Consider the following 23,859-nt stretch of genomic DNA (forward strand, 5'->3'; position numbering starts at 1 on the left):
CCCGAAGGGTTATGGCTAAAATTGCCATAAACTTCGTTATGAAACTTGACAAGGGAGTGACCATTCTCTGCGTTTCATGCCTCGTTTATGTGATTTTAGCCTATAACGCAATGCATGGTTGAAATGTCAACAGACCCTAATCTGTACAGTATTTGATTTGACCTATAGAAGACCCATCATGTGATGGGTTTTTTATTGTCAAAAGCTTTGTATCGAATGTGAATTCGCTTATTTTAAAGATCTCAGAGATTAAGTATTTCGGATTAGAAATTAGTTCATGGATTGAATATGCAATTTATCCTTATCGCCGCTTTATTTAGTGTATCGGTGTCGATCGCACTCAAACTTTATCGACAGTATGGATTCAATATTGTCCATTTGCTCACACTGAACTATATCACTGCATCGGTACTGTGCTTTTTATGGTTTAAACCCACATTCAATGTTGTTCAGCTTAAACATTCTTGGTGGTTGATCGGTGCTTTGGCGGTGATATTGCCCAGTATTTTTTGGTGCTTAGATCATGCTTTGCATCATGCAGGTCTGATTAAAACCGAGATCGCACAGCGCTTATCAGTTGTCTTAACGATTTTAGTTTCGACGCTTATTTACCATGAGCAATTTTCATTACTTAAAATTTTTGGCATCGTGCTTGGTGTGGTTGCTGTACTGATCATGTTGATTGGACAGGGCAGTGCCAAATCAAGTCAATCGGTCGCAGCGTGGCTGAGCATTTTGAGTGTCTGGATTGGCTATGCCGTGATAGATTTATTGTTTAAATATACTTCAGGTTTAGGCTTGCAGTTTGCGATGAGTTTGAATGCGATCTTAATGTGTTCTGCAATCTTGTGCTTATTCGCTTCATTATTCCAAGCTCAAGCTTTAACAATTAATACATTATTGGCTGGCGTGATATTAGGTGCGCTGAATTTTGCCAATATTGCATTTTATTTATATGCGCATCGACAGCTCAGCGATAGTCCCGCATTGGTCTTCGCTTCGATGAATATTATGGTGGTGTGTTTGGGGATTTTGGCAGCGGTATTGATCTTTAAAGAACAACTTAATCAAAGTCGTGCTGTTGGTGGAATGTTGGCAATAGTCGCTGTATTGATCTTGATGCAAAGTATGTAAGAAAAAGGGTCTGTTGACATTTCAGCCATGCATTGCGTTATCGGCTAAAACCATATAACAGAGGCATGTAACGCAGGGAATGGTTAATCCCTTGCCAAGTTTCATAACGAAGGTTATGGCAGTTTTAGCCATAACCCTTCGGGACAACGGTGCTTTTTGACGCTACGTTGTTAAGAATGAATCATTTAGAGTGACTAAATTTCTTCATTCTTGCCTAGTATCGCCTAAAAAGCATCCTTAGTCGCAAGCATCTGTGAAATGTCAACAGACCCTAGTATTTCACGTGCTTTTAAATGTCAGAAAAGCCCCAAATAAGGGGCTTTTCATCAAATAAATAAACCAAATGTTCTGTTAACTTACACGATAGCAAGTTAATTTACACGATACCAAGTTTGGTCACGACCAATCGCAGAAACACCGATAAAGCCACGTCCACTTAAAGTCTTACCATCGTCAGAAAGATTTGCTTTGAATTTGTAAGTTTTGCCGCTTTCAGGATCGACAATAGAACCATTTGCATATTGATTATCTGCAACATTTTTTAAACCGGTGACGATCGTTGCGCCAACAAGCGGTTTATTTTTAAACTTACCTTTGCAGTCTGTACATTTTTGTTTTGCATCAGGTGCTAATACTTTTTGAATCGTACCTGACAACGTGCCATCACCATTTTCTTTGAATTTCACCAATGCTTTAGGTTGATTGGTTTTGTCATCAACAGTCTTCCACACTGATCCATTCAATTCATCCGCAGCAAATGCCACCATAGGGAGTGATGCAACGATAAGTGCGATTACTGAACGCTTCATAATTTCATCCTTTTTTGTTGAAATGTAGGCGCATTCTGAAGCAGAACATTGTGAACAACCACCGAGTTGTTTGACAGTTTTGTTGATGAACGTGGGGAGAACGGTGACTTATGCAACAGAATTTCAACGGGTGTGAGGTTTTGAAAAGATAAGTTGTGATTCAGATAGCTCAAAGTGAATTCAAGTAAGGCGATGTAAATATAGATCAAAGTTGATTTAAGCTGTGTTGAATAAGTAGTCAAAAACACATTAATGTTTGAACAGACATGCTATGATGTGTTCAATAAAATATAATATGTTCAAGGTTGTTTTGATGGTCGCACATAGTTCTTCCCAGTCGAGAATCCATAAAGCTGCATTGCGTCTTTTTGCAGAGCGAGGTTCAACCGTGATTACGGTGAGTGAACTTGCAGAGGCTGCACGTGTTGCAAGGGGTACAATTTATAATAATGGATTAAGTCCAGATAGCTTGTTCGAAGATATTGCTTCTCAGCTTAGCGAGGAGATGAATAGTCGCGTGATCAAAACTTCTGCATATGAAAAAGATCCTGCCTACCGCCTTGCCAATGGTATACGTATGTATATACGCCGTGCGCATGAAGAGCCTGATTGGGGGAAATTTATCTGCAAATTTGCTTTTAGCAATAAAGCGATGCTTGGATTGTGGGCGGGGCAGGATTCTCCCGTACCTGATGTATTGCAAGGTTTGGAACATGAGCGATATAGATTTCGCCAAGAGCAACTCATCTCGGTCATGGCAATGATCGCAGGTGGTGTATTAACCTCTATTTTCATGGTACTCGAAGGGCATAAAACATGGCGTGTTATTGGCTCAGAGATGGCTGAACTGGTGCTGATCGCACTTGGTGTAGATGCAAAAGAAGCTTTTGAAATTTCACGTAAAGAACTGCCTGCATTATTAGAAGTGTAAAATTAAAATAGTATAAAAATATTTGAAGTCGTTTTGTTGCATGGTGGAAAATTCGGCAACTAACACTTGAAAAACAATTGATTTATACCCATTATCTAAACAGTGTTATACTGCACGACCATTTGGGGGTGTTATTGGCTTCGACGCTGGTGATGAAACTCATAGATGCATGCCGAGAGCGCATTTCCTCTCGTAAATCAAATTTGCATTTTTTAGTCGCAAACGACGAAACTTACGCTCTAGCTGCCTAAGGGCAGCTTGTCCGCTTCACTGAATACTTGTGGTCAGTGAACCCGACTGAAGCGAACGCACACAAGTCCGTATAAAGTCACGCTTCGGGGCTTTATACCAAACTTAGAAGATCGCGCTTTGTACCCTGTTCGTCGGGTCACAAAGAGTTAAAATAATAGACGATATCTAAGCATGTAGTATTCTCGAGTGTAGTGCTTGCGGACGCGGGTTCAACTCCCGCCACCTCCACCACATATCCTTCCAGTGAATTTCACTGAAGTATAAAAAGCCTTTAAATACAATATTTAAAGGCTTTTTTATTTGTCTATGAATCGTCGTTTCTTATGTTTCTGTATCCTATTTTTGTATCCATAAGTTATCCTCATCGCAGGGATACAAAATACAAATCAAATTGAGTGAAACTCACTTTTTCAAAATCTTGTTAGGGCTTTGGGATGACTTCACACAAATTTCATGATAACAAGACTATATTAACAATGGATAATCGTGTTGAGAAATGCATGCTTTTGGATCAGTTAAAGTAAAGGGATCAAGGATCAGTTAATGATACGTTTTTTTCTAAGGTGGATAGACAGTTGGTCACATGATGCGGGTACGCATATGCCTGATCAGCAAGTGAATTCATCCTCGAAAATTGTATCTTCAAAGTCATCTGATATTCAATGGCTTAGATTAATCCCATTTATCTTGTTGCATATCAGTTGTCTTGCAGTGTTATGGGTGGGTGTGTCATGGTTTGCGGTCGCCTTTATGTTGATGTTTTACATGATTCGAATGTTTGCGATTACTGCATTTTTTCATCGTTATTTGGCGCATAAATCCTTTAAAACCTCTCGAGCTGTACAGTTTTTCTTTCTGCTAATTGGCACCATGAGTGCCCAACGTGGTCCGCTATGGTGGGCGGCGCATCATCGTGTGCACCATCGTCATACCGACACGGAAATTGATCCACATTCCTCACAGCATGGTTTTTGGTATAGCCATATTGGCTGGTTTCTAAATCAGCAGAATTTTTCTACACGAAAAGATTTGATCAAAGATTGGCTTAAATATCCTGAGTTGACTTGGTTAGATCGCTTTAGTTTACCGATTGTTCTTTTGACGGCGATCGCAATTTATGTACTGGGTGATTGGTTAAGTGTGGCTTATCCGAGCCTGAACACTTCAGGTGCACAGCTCTTGGTTTGGGGTTTCGTCATTTCAACGGTACTGTTAATTCATGCCACCTTATGTATCAATTCTTTGGCACATCGTTATGGTCATCGTGATTTTGATACCGATGATCAAAGTCGTAATAATCTGTTTTTAGCGATTATTACTTTGGGTGAGGGTTGGCATAATAATCATCATTTTTATGCGGGTAGTGTGCGTCAGGGATTTTATTGGTGGCAAATAGATGTGAGCTATTATATTTTAAAGCTCATGTCTTATTTTGGTTTGGTGTGGTCAATGAATCCTGTGCCTGAAAAGGTTTATCAATATCGCAATGATCACGAAGTAACAAATCCGCATCAGCCAATACAAAAGCAGGAATCGCCATGAAGATTGCTGTCATTGGCTCTGGCATATCAGGCATGTATGCTGCATGGCGACTTTCCAAAACGCATGATGTGACAGTATTTGAGAAAAATAACTATTTTGGCGGTCATACCGATACACATCAGCTGAATATTGACGGTCAAAAAATCGCTGTTGATAGCGGTTTTATCGTGTTTAATGCCTTAAATTACCCTGTTTTTTCAGAAATGCTCAATCAGCTTGGAGTGGAGTCACAGCACAGCAATATGAGCTTTTCTGTGAATAATTTGGTGTCTGGACTGCAATACAACCCATCGAGAAAGCGTTATTTGTTGGCACGTCCGCAGAATTTTTTCAATGCATCTTTTCGGGTTATGTTGAAGGATTTGATTCGATTTTATCAAGACAATGTCAACTGTGATGTTTCGCAAATCGATCCCGATTACACCATTGATGATTATCTGAATGATCATGGCTATTCCCAAGCCTTTCGTGATGAACATTTGTATCCAATGTGTGGAGCGCTTTGGTCGTGTACTGGGCAGTCTGTGGCACAGATTCCTTATCAATTCGTGATTCAGTTTTTTCAGCATCATCGCATGCTTTCACTCAAAGATCGTCCGCAGTGGCAAACGGTGCGAGGTGGTTCGGCGAGTTATATCCAAGCCATCCGAGCGCAATGTCCGTCGATATTTTGGAAAAATGTGGCGGTGAACTCCGTCAAACGATCAGCAGATCAAGCATTACTTAGCACATCAGCAGGTGATTTTGTGTTTGATTGGGTGATTTTTGCCAGTCATGCCGATGACACATTAAAGATACTGGCTGATGCTAGCGAGTTAGAGCGAGAGATTTTAGGTCAATTTCAATATCAAGATAATCATATGGTGGTGCATGCTGATACACAGATCATGCCCAAACAGCGTTCACAATGGGCAAGCTGGCATGTACATGTCACTGCAAATAATGAGCATGACAATGGTAAAATTAGTTCAGCTTTAAACGATCAAGAGACAAACTCAAATCGACAAAATACATCACCGATTCATTATGCTTATAGCTATTGGATGAATAATCTGCAAAATCTCAAATGCAAAACGCATATTTTCTCCACCTTAAATCCTAATCAAGCCATTGATCCAAAAAAAATCTTTGTCGAACGACATTATCGCCATCCCGTATTTGATCCTGCGGCGATCGCCACACAATCAAGATGGCACGAGATCAACGGTAAACATCGCAGTTCATTTTGTGGTGCTTATTGGGGTTGGGGCTTTCATGAAGATGGTGCCAAGAGCGCATTGAACGTGGTCAATGCCATTGAGGCGATGTGTGATCAGGAGCGTGCCTATTAATCGATTGAATCTGCTATCCCGCGTCGCCATTGCCAAAGCATGGATACGTCATCGTCGTTATGCGCCGAAAGAACATCACTTTCAATCGACTTTGCATTATTTATATTTCGATCCTGACCAGTTGGCAGAGATCAGTCAAGGCTCGGCGTTGTGGTCACATCGTCATTTTAATGTATTAAATCTTTACGACAATGATTTTTTAACCGCTTATCAGGGGACGATTCGAGAGAGAGTCGAGCAAGCGATTTCTACTCATTATCAAAAAGATGCGAATACTCAGAACAAAAAAAATCTAGCATCAGATGACCAAATTCGAGTACTTGCTTTGCCTCGCGCTTTAGGTTTTCGATTTAATTCCGTGGTGTTTTATTATGTGTTTGATGCCACTACACAACTCAAATTTATTCTCAGTGAAATCACCAATACACCGTGGAATGAGCGAAAAATTTACGTGCATGACTGTGATGTCGATGCAGATAAAATGCAACATGCTAAGCAAAATAAATCTACTCCATCAGCAAAGCAAATTTCACATGAACCACAACAATCTCCAAATCTTTTAGCAGATCAGGATGTTCGATTTGAGTTTGACAAGGCATTTCACGTCTCGCCATTTATGCCAATGAATTTGCAGTATCAATGGCATTTTCGGGTGTCGAATCAAAAAAATATCATCCATATGAAACTCTTTGAGGCAGGTGACATGTTATTTGATGCCACGATGCACTTTGAGCTTGAGCCAATCACACTTTCTTCACAGCAGACTCGCTACGCTATCTATCATGTTTTTGAACCGTTAAAAATGGTTTTTGGGATTTATCTTCAGGCGGTTCGACTTTGGAAGAAAAACATTCCGTTTTATCGGCATCCCAAAAAATCCTCGCCAAACAACACAGGAAATTAAAAGATCATGAATAATATCAAAGCCTTGATGTATGGTGAAAATAAACAATTGCCATTTATCTTGCGTGGTTTGAATCGACTGCGTCATGGTCAAATTACCTTTACTGGTTTGTGGCAAGGCACAGTTGGTCAACAAAGTACAGATGTTCAATATGATGAAGATGCGTCAAATAGCGCAATAGAAAACTTGCATGCTGTGGTGGAAATCCATGATAGCGCCGTGATTGAGTTGATCCTAAAACAAGGAGTGCTTGGTGCGGCAGAAGCTTACTTGCGAGGCTATTGGTCGAGCGATGATTTGGTGAAGATTGTAAGGATATTGGCGCGTAATCGTAATGTGCTTGATAGCATTAATGACAATCTGTTTAGCCAAGCCAGTCAGTCACTTTTAAAGCTGTGGTATCGCAGTCGTCGTAACTCCATTAGCGGTAGTCAAAAAAATATCGCTGAACATTATGACCTGAGTAATGATTTCTTTAAGCTATTTCTCGATCAATCGATGATGTACTCCAGTGCAGTCTTTGAAGATGATCAGATGACTTTGGATCAAGCGTCAGATTTAAAAAAGAAAATCATCTGTGAAAAGCTTCAACTGCAACCGATGGATCATTTGGTTGAAATTGGTACGGGGTGGGGCGGGTTTGCCATCTATGCAGCGCAACATTACGGTTGCCAAGTGACCAGTATTACCATTTCTCAAGCGCAATATGATGAAGCCGTGGCACGAGTGAAGGCAGCGGGGCTCAGTCATCGTGTGGATATTCAACTGAAAGATTATCGTCACTTAAACGGTCAATTTGACAAATTAGTCTCTATCGAGATGATCGAGGCGGTCGGGGCGGATTACCTCTCGACTTATTTTGAAAAATGTCGCTCACTACTCAAACCAAACGGTTTGGCACTGATTCAAGCGATTACAATTGAAGATGCACGCTATGCCAAAGCCTTAAAAACGGTTGATTATATTAAGCGTTATATTTTCCCTGGAAGTTTTATTCCATGTATCAGTGTGATAACACAAACCGCATCGAATCATCAACTGCGACTCAAACAGCTCGATGATATCGGGCAAAGCTATGCTAAAACCATTCATATTTGGCGGGAGCGTTTTCTTGAAGCTAAAGCGCAGGTCTCGTCGATGGGCTTTGACGAGCGTTTCATTCGCATGTGGGATTTTTATTTGTGCTATTGCGAGGGTGGTTTTGAGGAAGGTGTAATTAGTGATGTGCATTTGCTATTTGAAGCGAGTGCATATTAAAAATCATCATTCTCAACAGACCCTAATATACAAGCGAATAAATTCACGATCATAAATGATTTACTCAACTGGAGATCAAGCAGGTGTTATGGACATTATTTTATATTGATCTTGCCATCATGTTTTTGGCGTGGTTGTTCGCAACATTTAATGGTCGTGCAGGGATTGTCGATGTGGCGTGGAGTGCTTGCATCAGTGTCAATATTTTACTTTGTGCATGGTTTTTTGACAGCGCACCTGAAAGCTTACGCATCTTTCTTGCTGTGTTGAGTAGCGCTTGGTTTGTGCGCTTGAGTTGGCATTTGGCACGTCGTTATTTTTCAGAGTCTGAAGAAGACACGCGCTACGCTAATATGCGCCGAGCAATGGGACGCTTTCAGCATATCGGCTTTCTTTTATTTTTTATTTTTCAAGCAGGACTTGCCATACTGTTTTCTTATCCGATGTATGCATTACTCAATACCGATGCATCGATGTGGCAAGCTTGGTTGCCAATGACCATGATTGTGGCTGCAGTGATTATGCTGATTGCATTTGTTGGAGAAGTGCTTGCCGATCAGCAATTGTATCGATTTAAACAAGGTCCAGAAAATCGAGGACGAACTATGGATCAAGGCTTATGGGCATATTCTCGTCATCCCAATTATTTTTTTGAATGGTTACATTGGTTTGCCTATCCGATCATCGGACTTGCGGGTGGGCTTTATGTGCTGTGGATTTATCCGATCTTGATGTTTTTATTTTTGTATTACATCACGGGCATTCCTTTCAGCGAGCAACAAGCTTTAAAACATCGTGGTGAAAATTATCGTGACTATCAACGACGCACCTCAATGTTCATTCCATGGAAACCGAAAAGCAAATCCTAAATCAACAACATTGAACTCAAAAAGGCAATCAATAAGATGGACACAATGATTAAAAGTGCTTTAAAAGTGGTCGAAAGTGGCGTACTACCTGACGTTACGATTCGATCGGCAATCCGTCATCTGAGTAGAAAGCGACTGAAACAAGAAGGACGGGACAATCCGACACTCGCCGCAGCACGTTATATGGATGTGCTAAATATGCTGAAAGCCAGTGAAATCGCCATCGAAACAGACAAAGCCAATGAGCAACATTACGAATTGCCCACGGCGTTTTTCCAAGCGGTACTCGGAGAGCGCCTGAAATATAGTGGCTGCTTTTTTGCTAATGATCAGGTCAGCTTAGATCAGGCAGAAGTTGAAGCATTGCGGATTTATAGCGAGCGAGCCGAGCTGACGGATAGTCAGCAGATTTTAGAGCTAGGCTGTGGCTGGGGATCACTGACATTGTGGATGGCTGAGCATTATCCAAATGCCAAAATCACCGCTGTATCCAACTCCAAAACACAGCGTGCGCATATACTGCATCAGGCCGAGCTGAAAGGATTTAAAAACCTTGAAATCATCACTTGTGATGTCAATGATCTAGAGTTGGAGCATAATCATTTTGATCGTGTGGTGTCGGTGGAAATGTTTGAACATGTGCGAAACTATCAACGTCTGTTTCAAAAAATTCAATCTTGGCTAAAACTAGACGGCAAGCTGTGTTGTCATATTTTTTGCCACCGTTTTTTGCATTATCCATTTGAAATCAATAATGAGTATGATTGGATGTCGAAATATTTCTTTTCAGGTGGGTTGATGCCTGCGGTGTCGACATTTTTACATTTCCAAGATGATTTACAACTGATCAATCATTGGCAATGGGATGGAACGCATTATGAGCATACTGCCAATGCGTGGTTAAAAAATATGGACGATCAAGCGGCACAGCTAAAACCATTATTTAAAACTGTCTACGGCAAGGATGCGAATATTTGGTGGCAAAGATGGCGAATCTTCTTTATGGCATGTGCGGAGTTGTTTGGTTTAGATGACGGTCAAGAGTGGGTGATTGGACACTATCTGTTTCAGAAAAAGCATTAATATTGAATGATGTGTATAGCTGAATGATTCAAATCATCTGACTAAGTTTAAAGTTGAGAGTAATGAGATAATGCATGAGTAGCGAGCGTACTGTGATAACACCACAAAAGAATGATCGTTTAGGGGTTATTTTTAGTCGTTACTATTGGCTACAGATTGCGTTGATTGCCTTGTCGATTTTTATCGGACTTGCTTGTAGCGCATGGGTGATCAAAGGTTCACTGCTCAAAACTGCATTAGAACAAGAAATGGCACATTATTGGAGTCGGCTTGATCGAGATGCCAATGCCAATTTACCTGATACCAAAAATCTATACGGTTATCGCTGGACGACCACAGTGCCACCTGATCAGTTTCGCAATGTGTCGCTGACATCGGGCGTACATCGAATTTATGTCGATGGTAAAGAGCGCATGACGGTCTATGGTGAGCGTGGCGATCAGCATGTGTTGTTGGTCTTTGGTGAAAGTAATGTCAATCAACTGGTGTGGATATTTGGTTTAGCACCGCTAATGCTAAGCTTATTTGTGCTATACAGTTTTTTGTGGTGGTCAAATCGTCGTGCGAAACGGTATTTTTCACCGATTACCCGGTTGGCGCATACCTTAGAAGATATAGATTTGGAAAATATCAATTGGGCAAAGCAGTCTACCCACACTTCGCCATTTCAAGAGATTCAAACCAATAACAATATTGAAGCTGCCGATCTCAAACAAGCTTTAGAAAAATATCATCTGATGCTGAGCCGAATGATCTTACGAGAGCGAGAATTTATCAGTGATGTCAGCCATGAGCTACGAACACCATTAACCGTATTAAAAGGCAATGTGCAACTCAGTCAAGCCAAATTCGGCAGTGACCGTGCCATGACTGCTATCGAAAATACCATTGATGATATGCAAGTTTTGGTGGATACATTGCTTGCGATTTCACGCAATAAAAGCAGTCAGCTCAGCTATCAATTTTTATATTTGTCTCACATCGTACAAAGCTTGATTGCGGATTTAGATCATGTCAGCACCTTCAAGGGCATTGCAATCAAATACCAGCTTGACGGTCAAGAACAACGACGTAAGCTACATTCGGCAATGACAAAAATGGTGTTCAGCAATATTCTCCGTAATGCGTTGAATTATTCGCAAGGAACACAAGTTGATGTGATTCAAAGAGATAAAATGATCATCATTGCGGATAATGGCATAGGTATCGTGGATCAGAATGATTCCAGCAGTCCACAGATCACTTGCTTACTCGCCCAATCTGCCAAAGGGCATGGGATCGGACTATTATTGGTAGATAAATTATGTAAACAATTGGGTTGGCGAGTTGACTTATTTGATCGACATCGTTTTCTTGCGCAACATCAAGGTTTGAATTTGCAACACAGTCGTGGCTTGGTGGTGGTGATTTACTTTACTTAATGCTTAGATTCTCTATGCAATTATTTTCTAGGATTGAAGTGATTGTTCGGGAATCATTTTTAACCCAACGCCAGAGATGGTGTGAATCAGCTTTTTCTCAAAAGGTTTGTCTACCAGTTTGCGGAGATTATAAATATGTGATCTCAGCGCATCACTTTCTGGTTCTTCATCGCCCCAAACTGCCATAATCATCTCTTGTTTGGTGACAATCTTGGGGCTTTGACGCATTAAAATTTTAAGCAATTTAAATTGAATCGGTGGTAACTCTAAGCTGTGTCCTGCTCTGAATACAGTTTGTGTACTACTGTCCAAAGTCAAATCTTCGATCTGCAAAATGTGCTTTGAAACATCACCAGATGCCCGCTTGATCAATGCATTGGCACGTGCAACCAGCTCTTTAAAATCAAACGGTTTGACCAAATAATCATCGGTTCCATGATCAAATCCGCAGATTTTATCTTCCAAAGTATCTCTCGCTGTGAGCATAATCACGGGAGTATCGTTACATTGATCATTACGAAGCCACTGACAAAGGTCAAAGCCTGAGCCATCAGGCAGATTGATATCAAACACTAAAAGTTGATAAATATTCTTTTCAATCAGACTTTTTGCTGACTCAATATTGCGAACATAATCGACCACGAATTGGTGTTGTTCTAAATATTCACTTAGCGTTAATGCCAGCTCGATATGATCCTCGACGAGCAAAATAAAGTGTTGCGTCATAGCTGTACTTTCAGTGTTTTAGGGTCTGTTGAAATATCAACAGACCCTAATTTAAGGATTGAGTAATTGTCGTTTTAATGTATCACTAAAAGGCGCAGAACCAAACCATATTTTAAAATACTGATTTGCGTATTGATTTTTAATGTGTGCGATCTGCTGACCATTTAAAAACAAACGCAAAGACGAACTTGTATGGTCATAGCGCAAACGATAAGTATCGCCATTTTTCACTTGACTGTAATGACGATTGATTGGCATCAGTGCATCGCGCTCAGTTTTTGAAGCAATGTTTTTCTTCAAAAAATGATTGGCTGCACGGCGAAATGCCCAAGCAGGGATATTTTCAGTGTAGCTAAACTCAAGTTCAATGCTTTGGTTTTGCCAACTTTTTCCGCACTGTTCTGCGGCGTATTGCACTTTGCCAACGTTTTTTTCGCTAACAGTAAGTGGTGCTTCAGCGCATTTTTTAAGCGTACTTGCATGCGCTAAATGGGCAGCAACGAAAATACTGTTGGCAATCAGTAGAATTATGGATTTTTGAATGGCAATACCCATTGATATAACCCTCCAACTAAAGGAATTTTACGATATAAACCGTTGGCTGGATCCCAATAATCTTGTTGGAAAATGATTTGATTATTTTGATTGATTTTAATTTCGCTGATGCCATAAGACGACATGGTCTTGGTGCGTCCAAACATTTTAAAATCATAGCCCATAAACCAATGCACATAAGCCGTGTCGCCTTGATAGGTTGAACTGAGTAATTTTACATCGACATTGCTGACACGGTTGTTCATGCCTTTGAAGTGTTCGATCAGATCATTTTTGTTGGAAAACTGCGATAGGGTGTCATTGATATACAGTTGATCGGCGTACATGGCTGATGCTTTTTCAACGAATGCCACTGTCCCAAGTGTATTAAAACTCGCAACAAAGCGTTCGCCGATCGCATTGGCTTGTTGTTGGTTTAGGTTGACCCCTGTGATTTTGGATTTTGCTTGGCTATAACTTTGCGTGTAGCTCGCCGTGCTATTGCATCCACTAAAGCTCAGCAGTGCAACAATACCTAGTGCAGACGTAATAAAAGCTTTCATGATGACCTCAGTGTCTAATTAAAATAAATAATTCGATCAATGAATATAAACTATATTGCTCGTTGTGAAGTCAATGTGAATGTTTAAAAAAACTAAAAGCTATGCACAAAGCGCAATATTCAATGGCGATTTTACATATTGCGGGGCGTGGTTTTTTGTATGGGCTTCGCTATAATGAGCCGTTAAATTTTTTTGAAGAAAATGAGCAAGGGCGTATTGATGGATATACAACAAGCACTACAAAATATCGAATCCCATACGCCGATGATGCAACAATTTCTGCAAGTCAAAGCACAATATCCCAAGACGTTATTGTTCTATCGTATGGGCGATTTTTATGAATTGTTCTTTGATGATGCTCAGCGTGCAGTTAAAATTCTTGGCATCACGTTAACCCATCGTGGTAAGTCAAATGGCGAGCCAATCCCGATGGCGGGTGTGCCTTATCATGCTGCAGAAGGCTATCTTGCTCGCTTGATCAAAACTGGGGAAACCGTTGCGATATGTGAGCAGGTCGGTGAGGTTACAGGCAAAGGACCTGTGGAACGCCAAGTCGTTCGGGTTCTCACGCCAGGAACTCTGACCGATGATGCTTTACTTTCAAGCGCTAAAAATAATCATCTTGTTTCGATTGCGATTAAACAAGGTCAAATTGGTATTGCGGTTTTAGACTTAAGCGCTGGCCTATTTCGAGTACAACAGCAAGCTTTACACCCTGATCAAATGATCTTAGAAATGGCACGTATTGCGCCAAATGAAGTGATTGTCGATGAGTCGATGGTTGATCGGGAATTATTTTCGCAAATTGAACAACAGTTAAATTGTCCAACTACACTGCGTCCGAATGTCGATTTTAATATTAAAAACGCCTATCAAACCTTATGCGATCAATTTGGTGTCAAGTCTTTAGCAGGTTTTGGCTTAGATCAGTTGGAGCTTGCACAAGCGGCAGCGGCGGCGCTGATTCATTATGCTCGTGAAACACAGAAAACAGCGTTGCCGCACATCACGAGTATCAAGGTGGAGCAATCCGATCAATTTATTGCGCTTGATCCGATCACACGGCGCAATCTCGAAATTATCGAGCCACTGTTTGAGCATGGTACATCGCTGTTTGATTTGGTCAATCAATGTAAAACAGCAATGGGCTCACGGCTACTTGCACGGCATCTCACACAGCCGATTCGTGATAGTGCGGTTTTAAATGAACGTCTAAATGCGGTACAAACCATCAAAGATGGCTTCCACGAAGAACCACTGCGTTTGGTACTTCGTGAGATTGGTGATATTGAACGAGTGCTTTCTCGAATTGGTTTAGGCACGGCGCGTCCTCGGGATATTGTGCAATTGCGTCAAGCCTGTGGTCAGTTGCCATTTTTACAACATGCTTTAAAAGCGACTTTGCAACATGGTGATGTTGCGCTGACTCGAATTGCAACCGAACTTGGTCAATTTCAACATATATATGATCGGCTCAACCAAGCGATTGTTGAACTTCCACCTGTTTTACTTCGTGAAGGTGGCGTAATCGCTGAAGGTTTTGATGATGAACTGGATGAACTACGTCAGATTCGTGATCATGCAGGTCAATTCCTGATTGATCTCGAAGTGAAGGAGCGTGAGGCTTCAGGCATTGCCAACTTAAAAATTGGCTATAACCGAGTCAGTGGCTATTATATCGAACTCTCTCGTGCGCAAGCTGCCCAAGCACCTGCACATTTTATCCGTCGTCAGACGTTAAAAAATGCTGAGCGTTACATCACGCCAGAGCTCAAATCTTTTGAAGATAAAGTCTTATCTAGTGAAGCTCGTGCGCTGAATCGTGAAAAACAACTTTATGAATTGCTACTACAAGAGCTTCGTGACGAAATTGTACCACTACAAACCATGAGTCGAGCGATTGCTGATTTAGATGTTTATGCCAACTGGGCGACGCAAGCCCGCATGCACCATTGGCAACGTCCTGATTTTCAGCTTGAAATAGGGATTCATATTCAAGGTGGTCGTCATCCTGTGGTGGAAGCCTTGATCAAAACGCCATATACCGCTAACGATACCCATCTTGATGCACAGCATCGTTTAGCGATCATTACAGGGCCGAATATGGGCGGAAAATCGACCTATATGCGCCAGACGGCATTGATTGTGCTACTTGCGCATTGTGGGAGCTTTGTCCCTGCGGATGTGGCGAAAATGAGCAGTATTGATCGTATCTTTACTCGGATTGGTTCGTCTGATGATTTGTCCTCAGGCAAGTCAACTTTCATGGTGGAGATGACAGAAACAGCGCAAATTCTGCATCATGCCACCAGTCATTCTTTGGTCTTGATGGATGAGGTCGGGCGTGGCACAAGTACATACGATGGCTTGTCTTTGGCGTGGGCGTGTGTGCTTGATTTAGCCAAGCGTATCAAATGCTTATGTATGTTTGCCACGCATTATTTTGAATTGACTGAGTTGGGTGCGGAGTCTGCGATTGATAACTATCATGTGGTGGCAAAAGAGATCAAAGGGCAATTGATTTTATTACACAAAGTCCAACATGGGCCAGCCAGTAAAAGTCATGGTTTGCAAGTGGCAAAACTCGCAGGCATTCCACAAAATGTGGTCAAATCTGCACAGAAAAAACTCTCTGAACTTGAAATCCACCAAGCACATGTGGCACCGCCTCAAGTGCAAAGCGATCTTTTTGCAGAACATCAATTCGCAGAGCAATCATCATTCGTGGAAAGTGATTTAGCGGAGAATCATATTGCCGATCAAGTGCTGTTGGAGAAATATCAAGAGATTGAACAGCAATTATCAAATTTACAATTGGATGATCTCACGCCACGTCAAGCCTTAGATATGCTCTATCAACTGAAACAGCAGATAAAATAAATGCCATTTCAGCACTCAGACAATTAAAGCGAGTCACTTAACCATCGAATCAAGTTTAATCGCAGACCTGATGTGGCATAAAAATACACGAATCCAGCTCTATCGTATAAATTTTTTCTGAGTAATTTTGGATGATCGTCGGGTGAGCTATAAGATGAGTTATAAATTGTTACGTTGTCTATAAAAACATCAATATTCAAATCAATAAAAACTCGGTAAAGTCTTTCAGAATGGAAATTATATAAATCTAAACAGAGTTACCGAACTGAACACAATAACAGGAGTAAAGAATAATGATCATGCTTACTTTTGAAAAAATCATCAATGCAGATCAGGCGACAGTATGGCAAAAGCTTTGGGGCGAAGATACTTATCCAAAGTGGACCAGTGCATTTAGTGCTGATTCTCGGATGCAGTCGGATTGGCAAGTGAACGGTCGGACGCTATTTTTAGACGGCAGTCAAAACGGCATGATCTCAACGATTAGCGAGATGGATGAACCGAATGTTCTTGTATTTAACCATCTTGGTTTTATGGAAAATGGGGTAGAAGATTTTGACAGTCCACAAGTCTTGAAAATGAAAGGTGCACAGGAAAAGTACTTTTTAAGAGAAAAAACGCAAGGGCAAACCATTGTCAAAGTCGAACTGGATACTGATGCAGAATGGGAAGAAATGATGAGTAATGGCTTTACCAAAGGCTTAGATATTTTAAAAGCATTGTCAGAAAGTGCGTAAATCGCATTTACTCAGTAGTTAAAATCTTCTCAAAGTTCTAATGTCAAAAATAAAGCCTGTATTGTGCAGGCTTTATTTTGTTTGAGATCAAATTTGTATCATATAAAAATATCAGAGCACAGCTTAAAGCCCCGCAGCATCTTTAAGCAATTCTGCTTTATCAGTTTGTTCCCATGTAAATGCAGTGCTACTTCCTTCACGACCGAAGTGACCATATGTTGCCGTTTGTTTATACATCGGTTGCAACAAGTTCAACATCCGTGTGATACCAAATGGACGTAAGTCAAAATGCTCACGTACCAATTCGATAATGGTTTCTTCAGCGATTTTTGCTGTACCAAACGTATTAATCGAGATCGACGTTGGCTCAGCCACACCGATGGCATAGCTCACTTGGATTTCACATTTATCAGCAAGTCCCGCAGCCACAATATTTTTCGCAACATAACGACCTGCATATGCTGCCGAGCGGTCAACTTTCGATGGATCTTTACCAGAGAATGCACCGCCACCGTGACGTGCCATACCGCCATAGGTATCGACGATGATTTTACGACCAGTCAAACCACAATCACCGACTGGACCACCGATCACAAAAATCCCTGTTGGATTGATGTGGAATTTCGTGCCTGCATGGAACATTTCCGAAGGAATCACAGGTTTGATGATTTCTTCAATGATTGCTTCTTTCAAATCAGCTTGTGAGATTTCAGGATCGTGCTGGGTAGAAAGTACCACCGCATCCAGACGTACAGGTTTACCATTTTCATAAGCAAAAGTGACTTGGCTTTTTGCATCAGGGCGTAGCCACGGCAAGCCATTATTGTTACGACGTAGCTCAGCTTGACGCTCCATCAAGCGGTGCGCATATGAGATTGGTGCAGGCATGAGCACATCAGTTTCACGGCTCGCATAACCAAACATCAAGCCTTGATCGCCCGCACCTTGATCTTCAGGCTTTTGGCGATCAACACCTTGAGCAATCTCAGGCGATTGTTTACCGATCATGTTGATCACGGCACAGGTCGAACCATCAAAACCTAAATCGGAATGATGATAGCCGATACCATTCACTGTGTTACGGACAATATTTTCAAAATCAATATTCGCCGTCGTGGTGATTTCCCCTGCAAGTACCACCGCACCAGTTTTAACTAAGGTTTCGCATGCGACACGTGCATAAATATCTTGTTCTAAAATTGCATCAAGAATCGCATCACTGATCTGATCAGCCATTTTGTCAGGGTGACCTTCACTTACCGATTCTGATGTAAATACTGCGTATTCGCGCATGAAACTTCCATTCTTGAATTTTAAAAATGGCGATATCTTACATCATATTGCACTGAGATGGCAGATTAGCGCTCAAGCAATTCAATCAAAACTTCTGATAATGAATATTCAAGCAATTGAAAATTAAGTAAAATTCACTTATCAGAAGGTCTTGAAAATTTTAAAAAATTGACATGAATCAATTTCACTTTTTATGTTGTATTGAAAAAAATCTAAAACTGGCTGATCAGTTCACACTTTATCCGTAAAATTGGTCGAAATAAAAGCGTGAAAATGGCATGATGACTGAAATTTAATACTTCATATTTGAATGCGTCATATTTAAAACGTGATATGAAGCGACTTAACCAAAGACTCAAAGTCTGCAATTAGATACCGTAGGGAAATCAGATGTTAAAGCACGATGCCGATTTAGAACTCTTCCGTGACAATTTTCGCCGTTTTATGCAGGAGCATATCGCACCGCATTATGAAACTTGGGAAAAAGAAGGCTTGATGCCTCGACAAGTTTGGAATCTTTTGGGTGAAAATGGCTATCTTTGTGTCGATTTACCCGAAGAATATGGTGGCTATGGTGTGCCGACATATTATTCACTCATGCTTGTAGAAGAAGCATCTCGTGCAGGCTATGGTGCGTTATCGACTGCGATCTCATGTCACTCTGAAATTGCAGCGCCGTACATTTTGCACATTGCCAATGAAGAGCAAAAGCAACAATGGCTCCCAAAAATGGTGTCAGGTGAAGTTGTTGGTGCAATCGGTATGACTGAGCCTGGTGCAGGTTCGGACTTGCAAGCGATTCGTTCAAATGCGATTTTGCAAGATGATCACTATTTATTAAATGGTTCAAAGACGTTTATCTCTAATGGGCAACATGCCGATTTAGTTGTCCTTGCCGTGAAAACTGATCCTGCTGCCAAAGCAAAAGGCGTTTCACTCATGCTAGTGGATACGCATTTGGATGGTTTTAAAAAGGGCACCAACTTAGACAAAATCGGCTTACATTCTCAAGATACTTCAGAGCTATTCTTTGATAATGTCAAAGTCCCGAAAAATCAATTGCTCGGTCAAGCTGGGCATGGTTTTGCTTATCTTATGCAAGAGCTTCCTCGTGAACGTACAGCGATTGCAGCGACGGCGTTGGGTGCGATTCGAGGTGCAATTGATGTGACGGTGAAATATGTACAAGAACGTCAGGCGTTTGGTCAGTCGATTGCCAAGTTCCAGAATACACGTTTTGTCATTGCACAAGCCAAGATTGATGAGCAAGCTGTGGCTGCATTCTATGAGCGTTGTGTGGAAGAATACATGGAAGGCATCATGACCGTACAAACTGCGGCGGCGATCAAAGCATTCTCCACAGATATGCAGATGAAAGTGGCGGATAATTTGCTACAACTGTTTGGTGGTTACGGCTATATGACTGAATATCCAATTTCACGCTTCTTTGTGGATGCACGTATTCAGCGTATCTATGGCGGTACCAATGAGATCATGAAAGAGATCGTGGCACGAGATGTCTTGGGGCGTTGATTGATCGACTGAAATATCATATTAAATGATTGAAAATGCCCACATTTGTGGGCATTTTTTATATCTTGTTTTGGAAAGGATATTTAAAAAATCAAAGAACGATGTGCCGAAACTCCTGCAAGATTGCCATCTGCCACAGAGAGTGGTACTGAACCACCAAATCGAATCACATCACCACAGACAAACACGCCTTCCATCGAGGTTTGTTTCATGGCATCGGTTTTAATCCATTCACCGATACCATTGCTTTCGATCTCTGCGCCAAGCGCCTTGATCCACGCCTGTGAAATCTGCGTGGCACTACTGACGAAAATGCCATCGAATTGTTGTGAAGTGCTATTTTGCAAATTAATCGTCGCATGCTCAGTAATCTCTACGATTTGATCATTAATGAACGGAATATTTTTTGATGCCAGTTGTTTGCGATCTTGATCTGTCAGGTTCTTCCCATTGCTCAGAAAAGTCACTTGTCCCCAGTCAGGTAGCATCATCGCTTGATGAATGGAAAATTCTGAGCTGTTAATCACAGCAATCTGACCTTGATTCAACTCATAACCATGGCAATTAGGTCAATGAAAAATAGATTGACCCCAGCGCACACGTAGCCCTTTAATATCAGGCAATTGATCCGTCACACCTGTGGCAATAATAATCCCTTTCGCTGTAATAACATGGGTTTTATCAATTCAAACATGGAATAGGTCATCTGATTTGGCAACATCAAGCACCTGACCAGTTTCAAACTTTACCGTTGGATAAAGCGCAATTTGTTCACGAGCAATCTCAGCAATCTCGCTCGCTAATGTACCATCTTGGGTTAAAAAGCCATGAGAATGCAACGCAAAACGATTGCGCCGTTGACCGTGATCAATCACGACCACACTGCGCAGAGCAGGTGCTAAAGGCAAAACTGCGTACAAACCTGCATAACGTCCACCAATGATTGCCACATCATATTGCGTGAGAAATTTCTTAATAAGTAATATATGAAGTTACGTTACCAATAAATTTTGATAATTGAAACTTTTAATATTACATTAATTCAAATCATCATACATTTTGTAGAAATCCCTTGAGAATCGACAGTAAACTTTCTCGCATGTTGCAGGTGCTTTTGATCCTAGACAGTATCGTGGACAACAAATCCCTCTAAATTCTTAAAATATTTCTGTTCAAAGGCTTCTGGGCTTAACCAGCCATTTGCGGAATGCCTTCTGACCCGATTGTAATAAATCTCAATATAGTCAAACAAGACAGTATTCGCTTCTTTTCGAGTGGCAAACACACTGCCATGGACCACATGACCTTTCAATGTATGAAAGAAGCTTTCGGTCACTGCATTATCCCAACATGAGCAGTATACTGCGCAAGACTGCGTGACATACTTTGAACGCAGTTATTCGTCAATAATAGCGCCCTAAAATCACGACTACATTACTGTGAGCCTGAGAAGCACTGCTTCGCAAGGGAATGCACCATGACACCCATTGGATACCCCTGACGAGCCATTGCATAATGAAACGCATCACACACCAATTGACGGTCTATTCGATGGCTGGTTTGCCAACCGACAATACGACGGCTGAATAGATCCAGCATCACACATAAATACAGCCAACCTTGCTTAGTACGGATATAGGTAATATCCGTTGTCCAGATCTTATTGGGTTCATTGACCGTAAATTGACGATCCAACAAGTTAGGCGCTGTAGGCAAACGATGGTTTGAATCAGTCGTATGCTTGTATTTACGTGCAATCCTGCTACGTAAACCAAGCTTTTTAAGCATTCTTCCAACGGTTCGTTCGCTCATGCTGTAACCTAAATCATGCATGTCATGTACCAATGAAGGTGCACCCAATCGTACATGATGCTGCCAATATACGGCTTTTAAATCATTATATTTCTGCGCTGGATTGGCCTGGCGTTTTCGCCAGGCATAATAGCCTGAAGTGCTGACACCCAGGCATTTACAGGCAGAAGATACAGTGACTTCATTCACATCCAGATCTTGAATTACCGTGTACTTTTCTTGGCATGATCTGTCAGAAAGTACACATGCGCTTTTTTTAAGATGTCATTGGCTTCCTTGAGCTGTTTGACTTCTTTCTCTAATTCCACGATCCGCTGTTGTTCTGGTGAAAGTTGACGTTTGCTTGAACCCACTGGATTGGCTTCACGAATCCATTTGTCTAAGGTTGAATAACCCACACCTAATTTCTGGGCGATTGCAGCTATAGCTTCGTGGGAGTTTGAAAGTGCATAATCAATCGCTTGCTGTTTAAATTCAGGACTTGAGCAGCATTGCTGCGCAAGATAGCCATTTCTTGAGTCTCCAAAGATTAAAGTTACGTTATCTTTAGAGGGACGTGCTGTCCATTATTTTGGCTAGGTTCATTTTGCACATGGCAAATGATCGAAAAATCTTATACTTCTGAACAGCTTGCACAGATGCTCTCGACTAATCCTGTGATGGTGCGCCGAACTATGTCTGGGCAAAGCGATGAAGGGTTTGTCACATCGGAAAAAGGACGAAATGGTGGATGGAGTTTGATCGAACACTTTGAACAGCTGACATTGATGGATATTTATCAAGCGGTGGGTGAGCCGAATATTTTTGCGATTGGTAATCAAAGTAGTCATCCAGACTTCTTGGTCGAAAAAGCGGTCAATCAAGTCATGGATGATGCGGTGGTTGAAGCACAACGGATATTATTTGAGCGCTTTCGGCAAACCACGCTTGGCGATTTATCAAAGTTGTTTAATGCCGAGGCGAATAAATCAAATTAATTCATAAAATAGATTTTTAGATTAGAAAAGTAATACATAAAAAATCCCTGCATAGCGCAGGGATTTGTTTTATAAGGACTTATAGACTCTGAAATGAAGTGCAAAAAGATTAAGAATTGCCTTTCTCACGTGCAATCGCACGGTAGCCAATATCGCTACGATATTGCATCCCTGTAAAAGTCACTTGACCGCACACTTCTAAAGCATTGATTTGTGCTTCAAGAACACTTTCACCAAGTGCAGTCACGCACAGAACACGACCACCTGCCGTAATCACGTGACCATCTTCAGAGAGTGCTGTACCTGCATGGAAGATTTTGGTGTCTTCTGGAGATTGACCAAGACCTGAGATCACATCACCTTTACGTACACTTTCAGGATAGCCTTCGGCAGCTAAGACCACACCGATTGACTTGCGCTCATCCCACTTTGCTTCATTGGGTAGATTGCCTGCAATACCTGCTTCAACCAAATCGACCAGTGAAGATTGCAAACGCATCATGATCGGCTGAGTTTCAGGATCGCCAAAACGACAGTTAAATTCGATCACACGAGGCTGTCCGTCGCTATCAATCATCAAACCTGCGTAAAGGAAGCCAGTATAGTCATGACCGTCTTTTTTCATGCCGTCTACGGTTGGACGCATGACTTGTTCCATAGCACGTTGGAACACTTCATCAGTCACCACAGGCGCAGGGGAGTAAGCACCCATCCCGCCAGTGTTCGGACCTTGATCACCTTCAAAAATACGTTTGTGATCTTGTGAGGTTGCCATTGGCAAGATGTTGTTGCCATCGATCATACAGATAAACGAGGCTTCTTCACCCTCTAAGAATTGCTCAATCACCACACGGCTACCTGCATCGCCAAACTTATTGCCTGCAAGCATGTCATCAATAGCAGCAAAGGCTTCGTCATTCGTCATGGCAACGATCACACCTTTACCTGCTGCAAGTCCATCGGCTTTGATCACGATCGGTGCGCCATGTTGTTCGACATAGGCTTTAGCAGGTGCAACTTCAGTGAACACTTCATAAAAAGCCGTTGGTATGTTGTGCTTTTTCAAAAAGTCCTTGGCAAATGCTTTTGATCCTTCGAGCTGTGCAGCGTACTGGGTTGGTCCCCAAATTTTTAAACCTGCAAGACGGGCAGCATCGACTACGCCATTTACGAGTGGTGCTTCTGGCCCAACGATGATCAAGTCGATTTGGTTATTTTTAGCAAACTCGACGATGGCAACATTGTCCAAGATGTCGAGCTGTACATTTTGA

General features: G+C 41.5%; 19 protein-coding genes, 1 other RNA gene and 2 pseudogenes. 14 read left to right on the top strand and 8 right to left on the bottom strand.

Annotated features, from left to right (window positions below; translation table 11 throughout):
• Positions 1 to 288: 288 nt before the first annotated feature.
• A complete protein-coding gene (locus tag ACE3PQ_RS09200) occupies positions 289 to 1,134 on the top strand; it encodes an EamA family transporter (RefSeq protein ID WP_374297153.1) in 846 nt (281 codons plus the stop codon).
• Positions 1,135 to 1,505: 371 nt separating this feature from the next.
• On the opposite strand, the gene ACE3PQ_RS09205 is transcribed toward ACE3PQ_RS09200, so the two are convergent.
• A complete protein-coding gene (locus ACE3PQ_RS09205; protein ID WP_374297155.1) occupies positions 1,506 to 1,943 on the bottom strand; it encodes a DUF2147 domain-containing protein in 438 nt (145 codons plus the stop codon).
• A 313-nt stretch (positions 1,944 to 2,256) separates the two neighbouring features.
• Here ACE3PQ_RS09205 and ACE3PQ_RS09210 point away from each other — a divergent pair, with 313 nt between their 5' ends.
• The 9 genes from ACE3PQ_RS09210 to ACE3PQ_RS09250 all read left to right on the top strand — a co-directional run bounded on the left by ACE3PQ_RS09210 (position 2,257) and on the right by ACE3PQ_RS09250 (position 11,533).
• A complete protein-coding gene (locus ACE3PQ_RS09210) occupies positions 2,257 to 2,874 on the top strand; it encodes a TetR/AcrR family transcriptional regulator (protein ID WP_374297157.1) in 618 nt (205 codons plus the stop codon).
• Between the two features lie 124 nt (positions 2,875 to 2,998).
• Positions 2,999 to 3,357: a transfer-messenger RNA gene (gene ssrA / locus ACE3PQ_RS09215) on the top strand.
• A 312-nt stretch (positions 3,358 to 3,669) separates the two neighbouring features.
• A complete protein-coding gene (locus ACE3PQ_RS09220) occupies positions 3,670 to 4,668 on the top strand; it encodes an acyl-CoA desaturase (RefSeq protein ID WP_374297159.1) in 999 nt (332 codons plus the stop codon).
• Entirely contained in the window at positions 4,665 to 5,999 is a 1,335-nt protein-coding gene (locus ACE3PQ_RS09225) for an NAD(P)/FAD-dependent oxidoreductase (RefSeq protein ID WP_374297161.1), read from the top strand. Before ACE3PQ_RS09220 ends, ACE3PQ_RS09225 begins: the two co-directional genes overlap by 4 nt.
• Positions 5,995 to 6,903 (top strand): DUF1365 domain-containing protein, encoded by a 909-nt coding sequence (locus ACE3PQ_RS09230; protein ID WP_374297188.1) that lies wholly within the window; start codon positions 5,995 to 5,997, stop codon positions 6,901 to 6,903. Before ACE3PQ_RS09225 ends, ACE3PQ_RS09230 begins: the two co-directional genes overlap by 5 nt.
• Before the next feature lie 15 nt (positions 6,904 to 6,918).
• Positions 6,919 to 8,160, top strand: coding sequence for a class I SAM-dependent methyltransferase (locus ACE3PQ_RS09235; RefSeq protein ID WP_374297190.1), 1,242 nt, complete (start codon positions 6,919 to 6,921; stop codon positions 8,158 to 8,160).
• A gap of 83 nt (positions 8,161 to 8,243) precedes the next feature.
• Entirely contained in the window at positions 8,244 to 9,029 is a 786-nt protein-coding gene (locus ACE3PQ_RS09240) for a DUF1295 domain-containing protein (protein ID WP_374297163.1), read from the top strand.
• Between the two features lie 36 nt (positions 9,030 to 9,065).
• On the top strand, positions 9,066 to 10,112 hold the full coding sequence (locus tag ACE3PQ_RS09245; protein ID WP_374297165.1) for a class I SAM-dependent methyltransferase: 1,047 nt from the start codon (positions 9,066 to 9,068) through the stop codon (positions 10,110 to 10,112).
• A gap of 74 nt (positions 10,113 to 10,186) precedes the next feature.
• A complete protein-coding gene (locus ACE3PQ_RS09250; protein ID WP_374297167.1) occupies positions 10,187 to 11,533 on the top strand; it encodes a sensor histidine kinase in 1,347 nt (448 codons plus the stop codon).
• A 27-nt stretch (positions 11,534 to 11,560) separates the two neighbouring features.
• Here ACE3PQ_RS09250 and ACE3PQ_RS09255 read toward each other — a convergent pair whose 3' ends face one another.
• The 3 genes from ACE3PQ_RS09255 to ACE3PQ_RS09265 are packed head-to-tail and all read right to left on the bottom strand — an operon-like array spanning position 11,561 to position 13,356.
• Complete coding sequence (locus ACE3PQ_RS09255) at positions 11,561 to 12,259, bottom strand: response regulator transcription factor (protein ID WP_374297169.1); 699 nt, start codon at positions 12,257 to 12,259, stop codon at positions 11,561 to 11,563.
• Positions 12,260 to 12,310: 51 nt separating this feature from the next.
• Positions 12,311 to 12,814 carry a chalcone isomerase family protein gene (locus ACE3PQ_RS09260; protein WP_374297171.1) on the bottom strand — a complete coding sequence of 168 codons (504 nt, stop codon included), beginning with the start codon at positions 12,812 to 12,814 and terminating at the stop codon, positions 12,311 to 12,313.
• Complete coding sequence (locus tag ACE3PQ_RS09265; RefSeq protein ID WP_374297173.1) at positions 12,787 to 13,356, bottom strand: nuclear transport factor 2 family protein; 570 nt, start codon at positions 13,354 to 13,356, stop codon at positions 12,787 to 12,789. The genes ACE3PQ_RS09260 and ACE3PQ_RS09265 overlap by 28 nt, the downstream gene beginning before the upstream one ends.
• Before the next feature lie 219 nt (positions 13,357 to 13,575).
• Here ACE3PQ_RS09265 and mutS point away from each other — a divergent pair, with 219 nt between their 5' ends.
• On the top strand, positions 13,576 to 16,236 hold the full coding sequence (gene mutS / locus ACE3PQ_RS09270) for a DNA mismatch repair protein MutS (protein ID WP_374297176.1): 2,661 nt from the start codon (positions 13,576 to 13,578) through the stop codon (positions 16,234 to 16,236).
• 299 nt (positions 16,237 to 16,535) lie between these two features.
• The gene (locus tag ACE3PQ_RS09275; RefSeq protein WP_374297178.1) at positions 16,536 to 16,973 is read left to right on the top strand and encodes an SRPBCC domain-containing protein; all 438 of its coding nucleotides are present in this window, start codon (positions 16,536 to 16,538) and stop codon (positions 16,971 to 16,973) included.
• Between the two features lie 123 nt (positions 16,974 to 17,096).
• Here the strand turns inward: ACE3PQ_RS09275 and metK are convergent, their stop codons facing one another.
• Positions 17,097 to 18,266, bottom strand: a complete 1,170-nt coding sequence (gene metK / locus ACE3PQ_RS09280) for a methionine adenosyltransferase (RefSeq protein ID WP_374297179.1) — start codon at positions 18,264 to 18,266, stop codon at positions 17,097 to 17,099.
• Between the two features lie 390 nt (positions 18,267 to 18,656).
• Here metK and ACE3PQ_RS09285 point away from each other — a divergent pair, with 390 nt between their 5' ends.
• Positions 18,657 to 19,799 (top strand): acyl-CoA dehydrogenase family protein, encoded by a 1,143-nt coding sequence (locus ACE3PQ_RS09285; protein ID WP_374297181.1) that lies wholly within the window; start codon positions 18,657 to 18,659, stop codon positions 19,797 to 19,799.
• An 83-nt stretch (positions 19,800 to 19,882) separates the two neighbouring features.
• On the opposite strand, the pseudogene ACE3PQ_RS09290 reads toward ACE3PQ_RS09285, so the two are convergent.
• Positions 19,883 to 20,776: pseudogene (locus ACE3PQ_RS09290) on the bottom strand (NAD(P)/FAD-dependent oxidoreductase).
• A gap of 143 nt (positions 20,777 to 20,919) precedes the next feature.
• Positions 20,920 to 22,141: pseudogene (locus ACE3PQ_RS09295) on the bottom strand (IS3 family transposase).
• A 69-nt stretch (positions 22,142 to 22,210) separates the two neighbouring features.
• Here ACE3PQ_RS09295 and ACE3PQ_RS09300 point away from each other — a divergent pair.
• Entirely contained in the window at positions 22,211 to 22,588 is a 378-nt protein-coding gene (locus tag ACE3PQ_RS09300; RefSeq protein ID WP_374297183.1) for an Rrf2 family transcriptional regulator, read from the top strand.
• A gap of 109 nt (positions 22,589 to 22,697) precedes the next feature.
• On the opposite strand, the gene purD is transcribed toward ACE3PQ_RS09300, so the two are convergent.
• The coding region (gene purD, locus ACE3PQ_RS09305) for a phosphoribosylamine--glycine ligase (protein WP_374297186.1) at positions 22,698 to 23,859 on the bottom strand (1,162 nt) is incomplete at its 5' end.

It is taken from the genome of Acinetobacter sp., assembly GCF_041911495.1.
Classification (GTDB): Bacteria; Pseudomonadota; Gammaproteobacteria; order Pseudomonadales; family Moraxellaceae; genus Acinetobacter.

Excerpts from the sequence above, each read along its gene's own strand:
- ACE3PQ_RS09255 (WP_374297169.1), bottom strand. The coding sequence starts at position 12,259 with ATGACGCAACACTTTATTTTGCTCGTCGAGGATCATATCGAGCTGGCA.
- ACE3PQ_RS09220 (WP_374297159.1), top strand. The coding sequence starts at position 3,670 with ATGATACGTTTTTTTCTAAGGTGGATAGACAGTTGGTCACATGATGCG.
- ACE3PQ_RS09260 (WP_374297171.1), bottom strand. The coding sequence starts at position 12,814 with ATGGGTATTGCCATTCAAAAATCCATAATTCTACTGATTGCCAACAGT.
- ACE3PQ_RS09300 (WP_374297183.1), top strand. The coding sequence starts at position 22,211 with ATGATCGAAAAATCTTATACTTCTGAACAGCTTGCACAGATGCTCTCG.
- ACE3PQ_RS09210 (WP_374297157.1), top strand. The coding sequence starts at position 2,257 with ATGGTCGCACATAGTTCTTCCCAGTCGAGAATCCATAAAGCTGCATTG.
- ACE3PQ_RS09265 (WP_374297173.1), bottom strand. The coding sequence starts at position 13,356 with ATGAAAGCTTTTATTACGTCTGCACTAGGTATTGTTGCACTGCTGAGC.
- ACE3PQ_RS09205 (WP_374297155.1), bottom strand. The coding sequence starts at position 1,943 with ATGAAGCGTTCAGTAATCGCACTTATCGTTGCATCACTCCCTATGGTG.
- ACE3PQ_RS09225 (WP_374297161.1), top strand. The coding sequence starts at position 4,665 with ATGAAGATTGCTGTCATTGGCTCTGGCATATCAGGCATGTATGCTGCA.
- ACE3PQ_RS09275 (WP_374297178.1), top strand. The coding sequence starts at position 16,536 with ATGCTTACTTTTGAAAAAATCATCAATGCAGATCAGGCGACAGTATGG.
- ACE3PQ_RS09285 (WP_374297181.1), top strand. The coding sequence starts at position 18,657 with ATGTTAAAGCACGATGCCGATTTAGAACTCTTCCGTGACAATTTTCGC.
- mutS (WP_374297176.1), top strand. The coding sequence starts at position 13,576 with ATGGATATACAACAAGCACTACAAAATATCGAATCCCATACGCCGATG.
- metK (WP_374297179.1), bottom strand. The coding sequence starts at position 18,266 with ATGCGCGAATACGCAGTATTTACATCAGAATCGGTAAGTGAAGGTCAC.
- ACE3PQ_RS09200 (WP_374297153.1), top strand. The coding sequence starts at position 289 with ATGCAATTTATCCTTATCGCCGCTTTATTTAGTGTATCGGTGTCGATC.
- ACE3PQ_RS09245 (WP_374297165.1), top strand. The coding sequence starts at position 9,066 with ATGGACACAATGATTAAAAGTGCTTTAAAAGTGGTCGAAAGTGGCGTA.
- ACE3PQ_RS09250 (WP_374297167.1), top strand. The coding sequence starts at position 10,187 with ATGAGTAGCGAGCGTACTGTGATAACACCACAAAAGAATGATCGTTTA.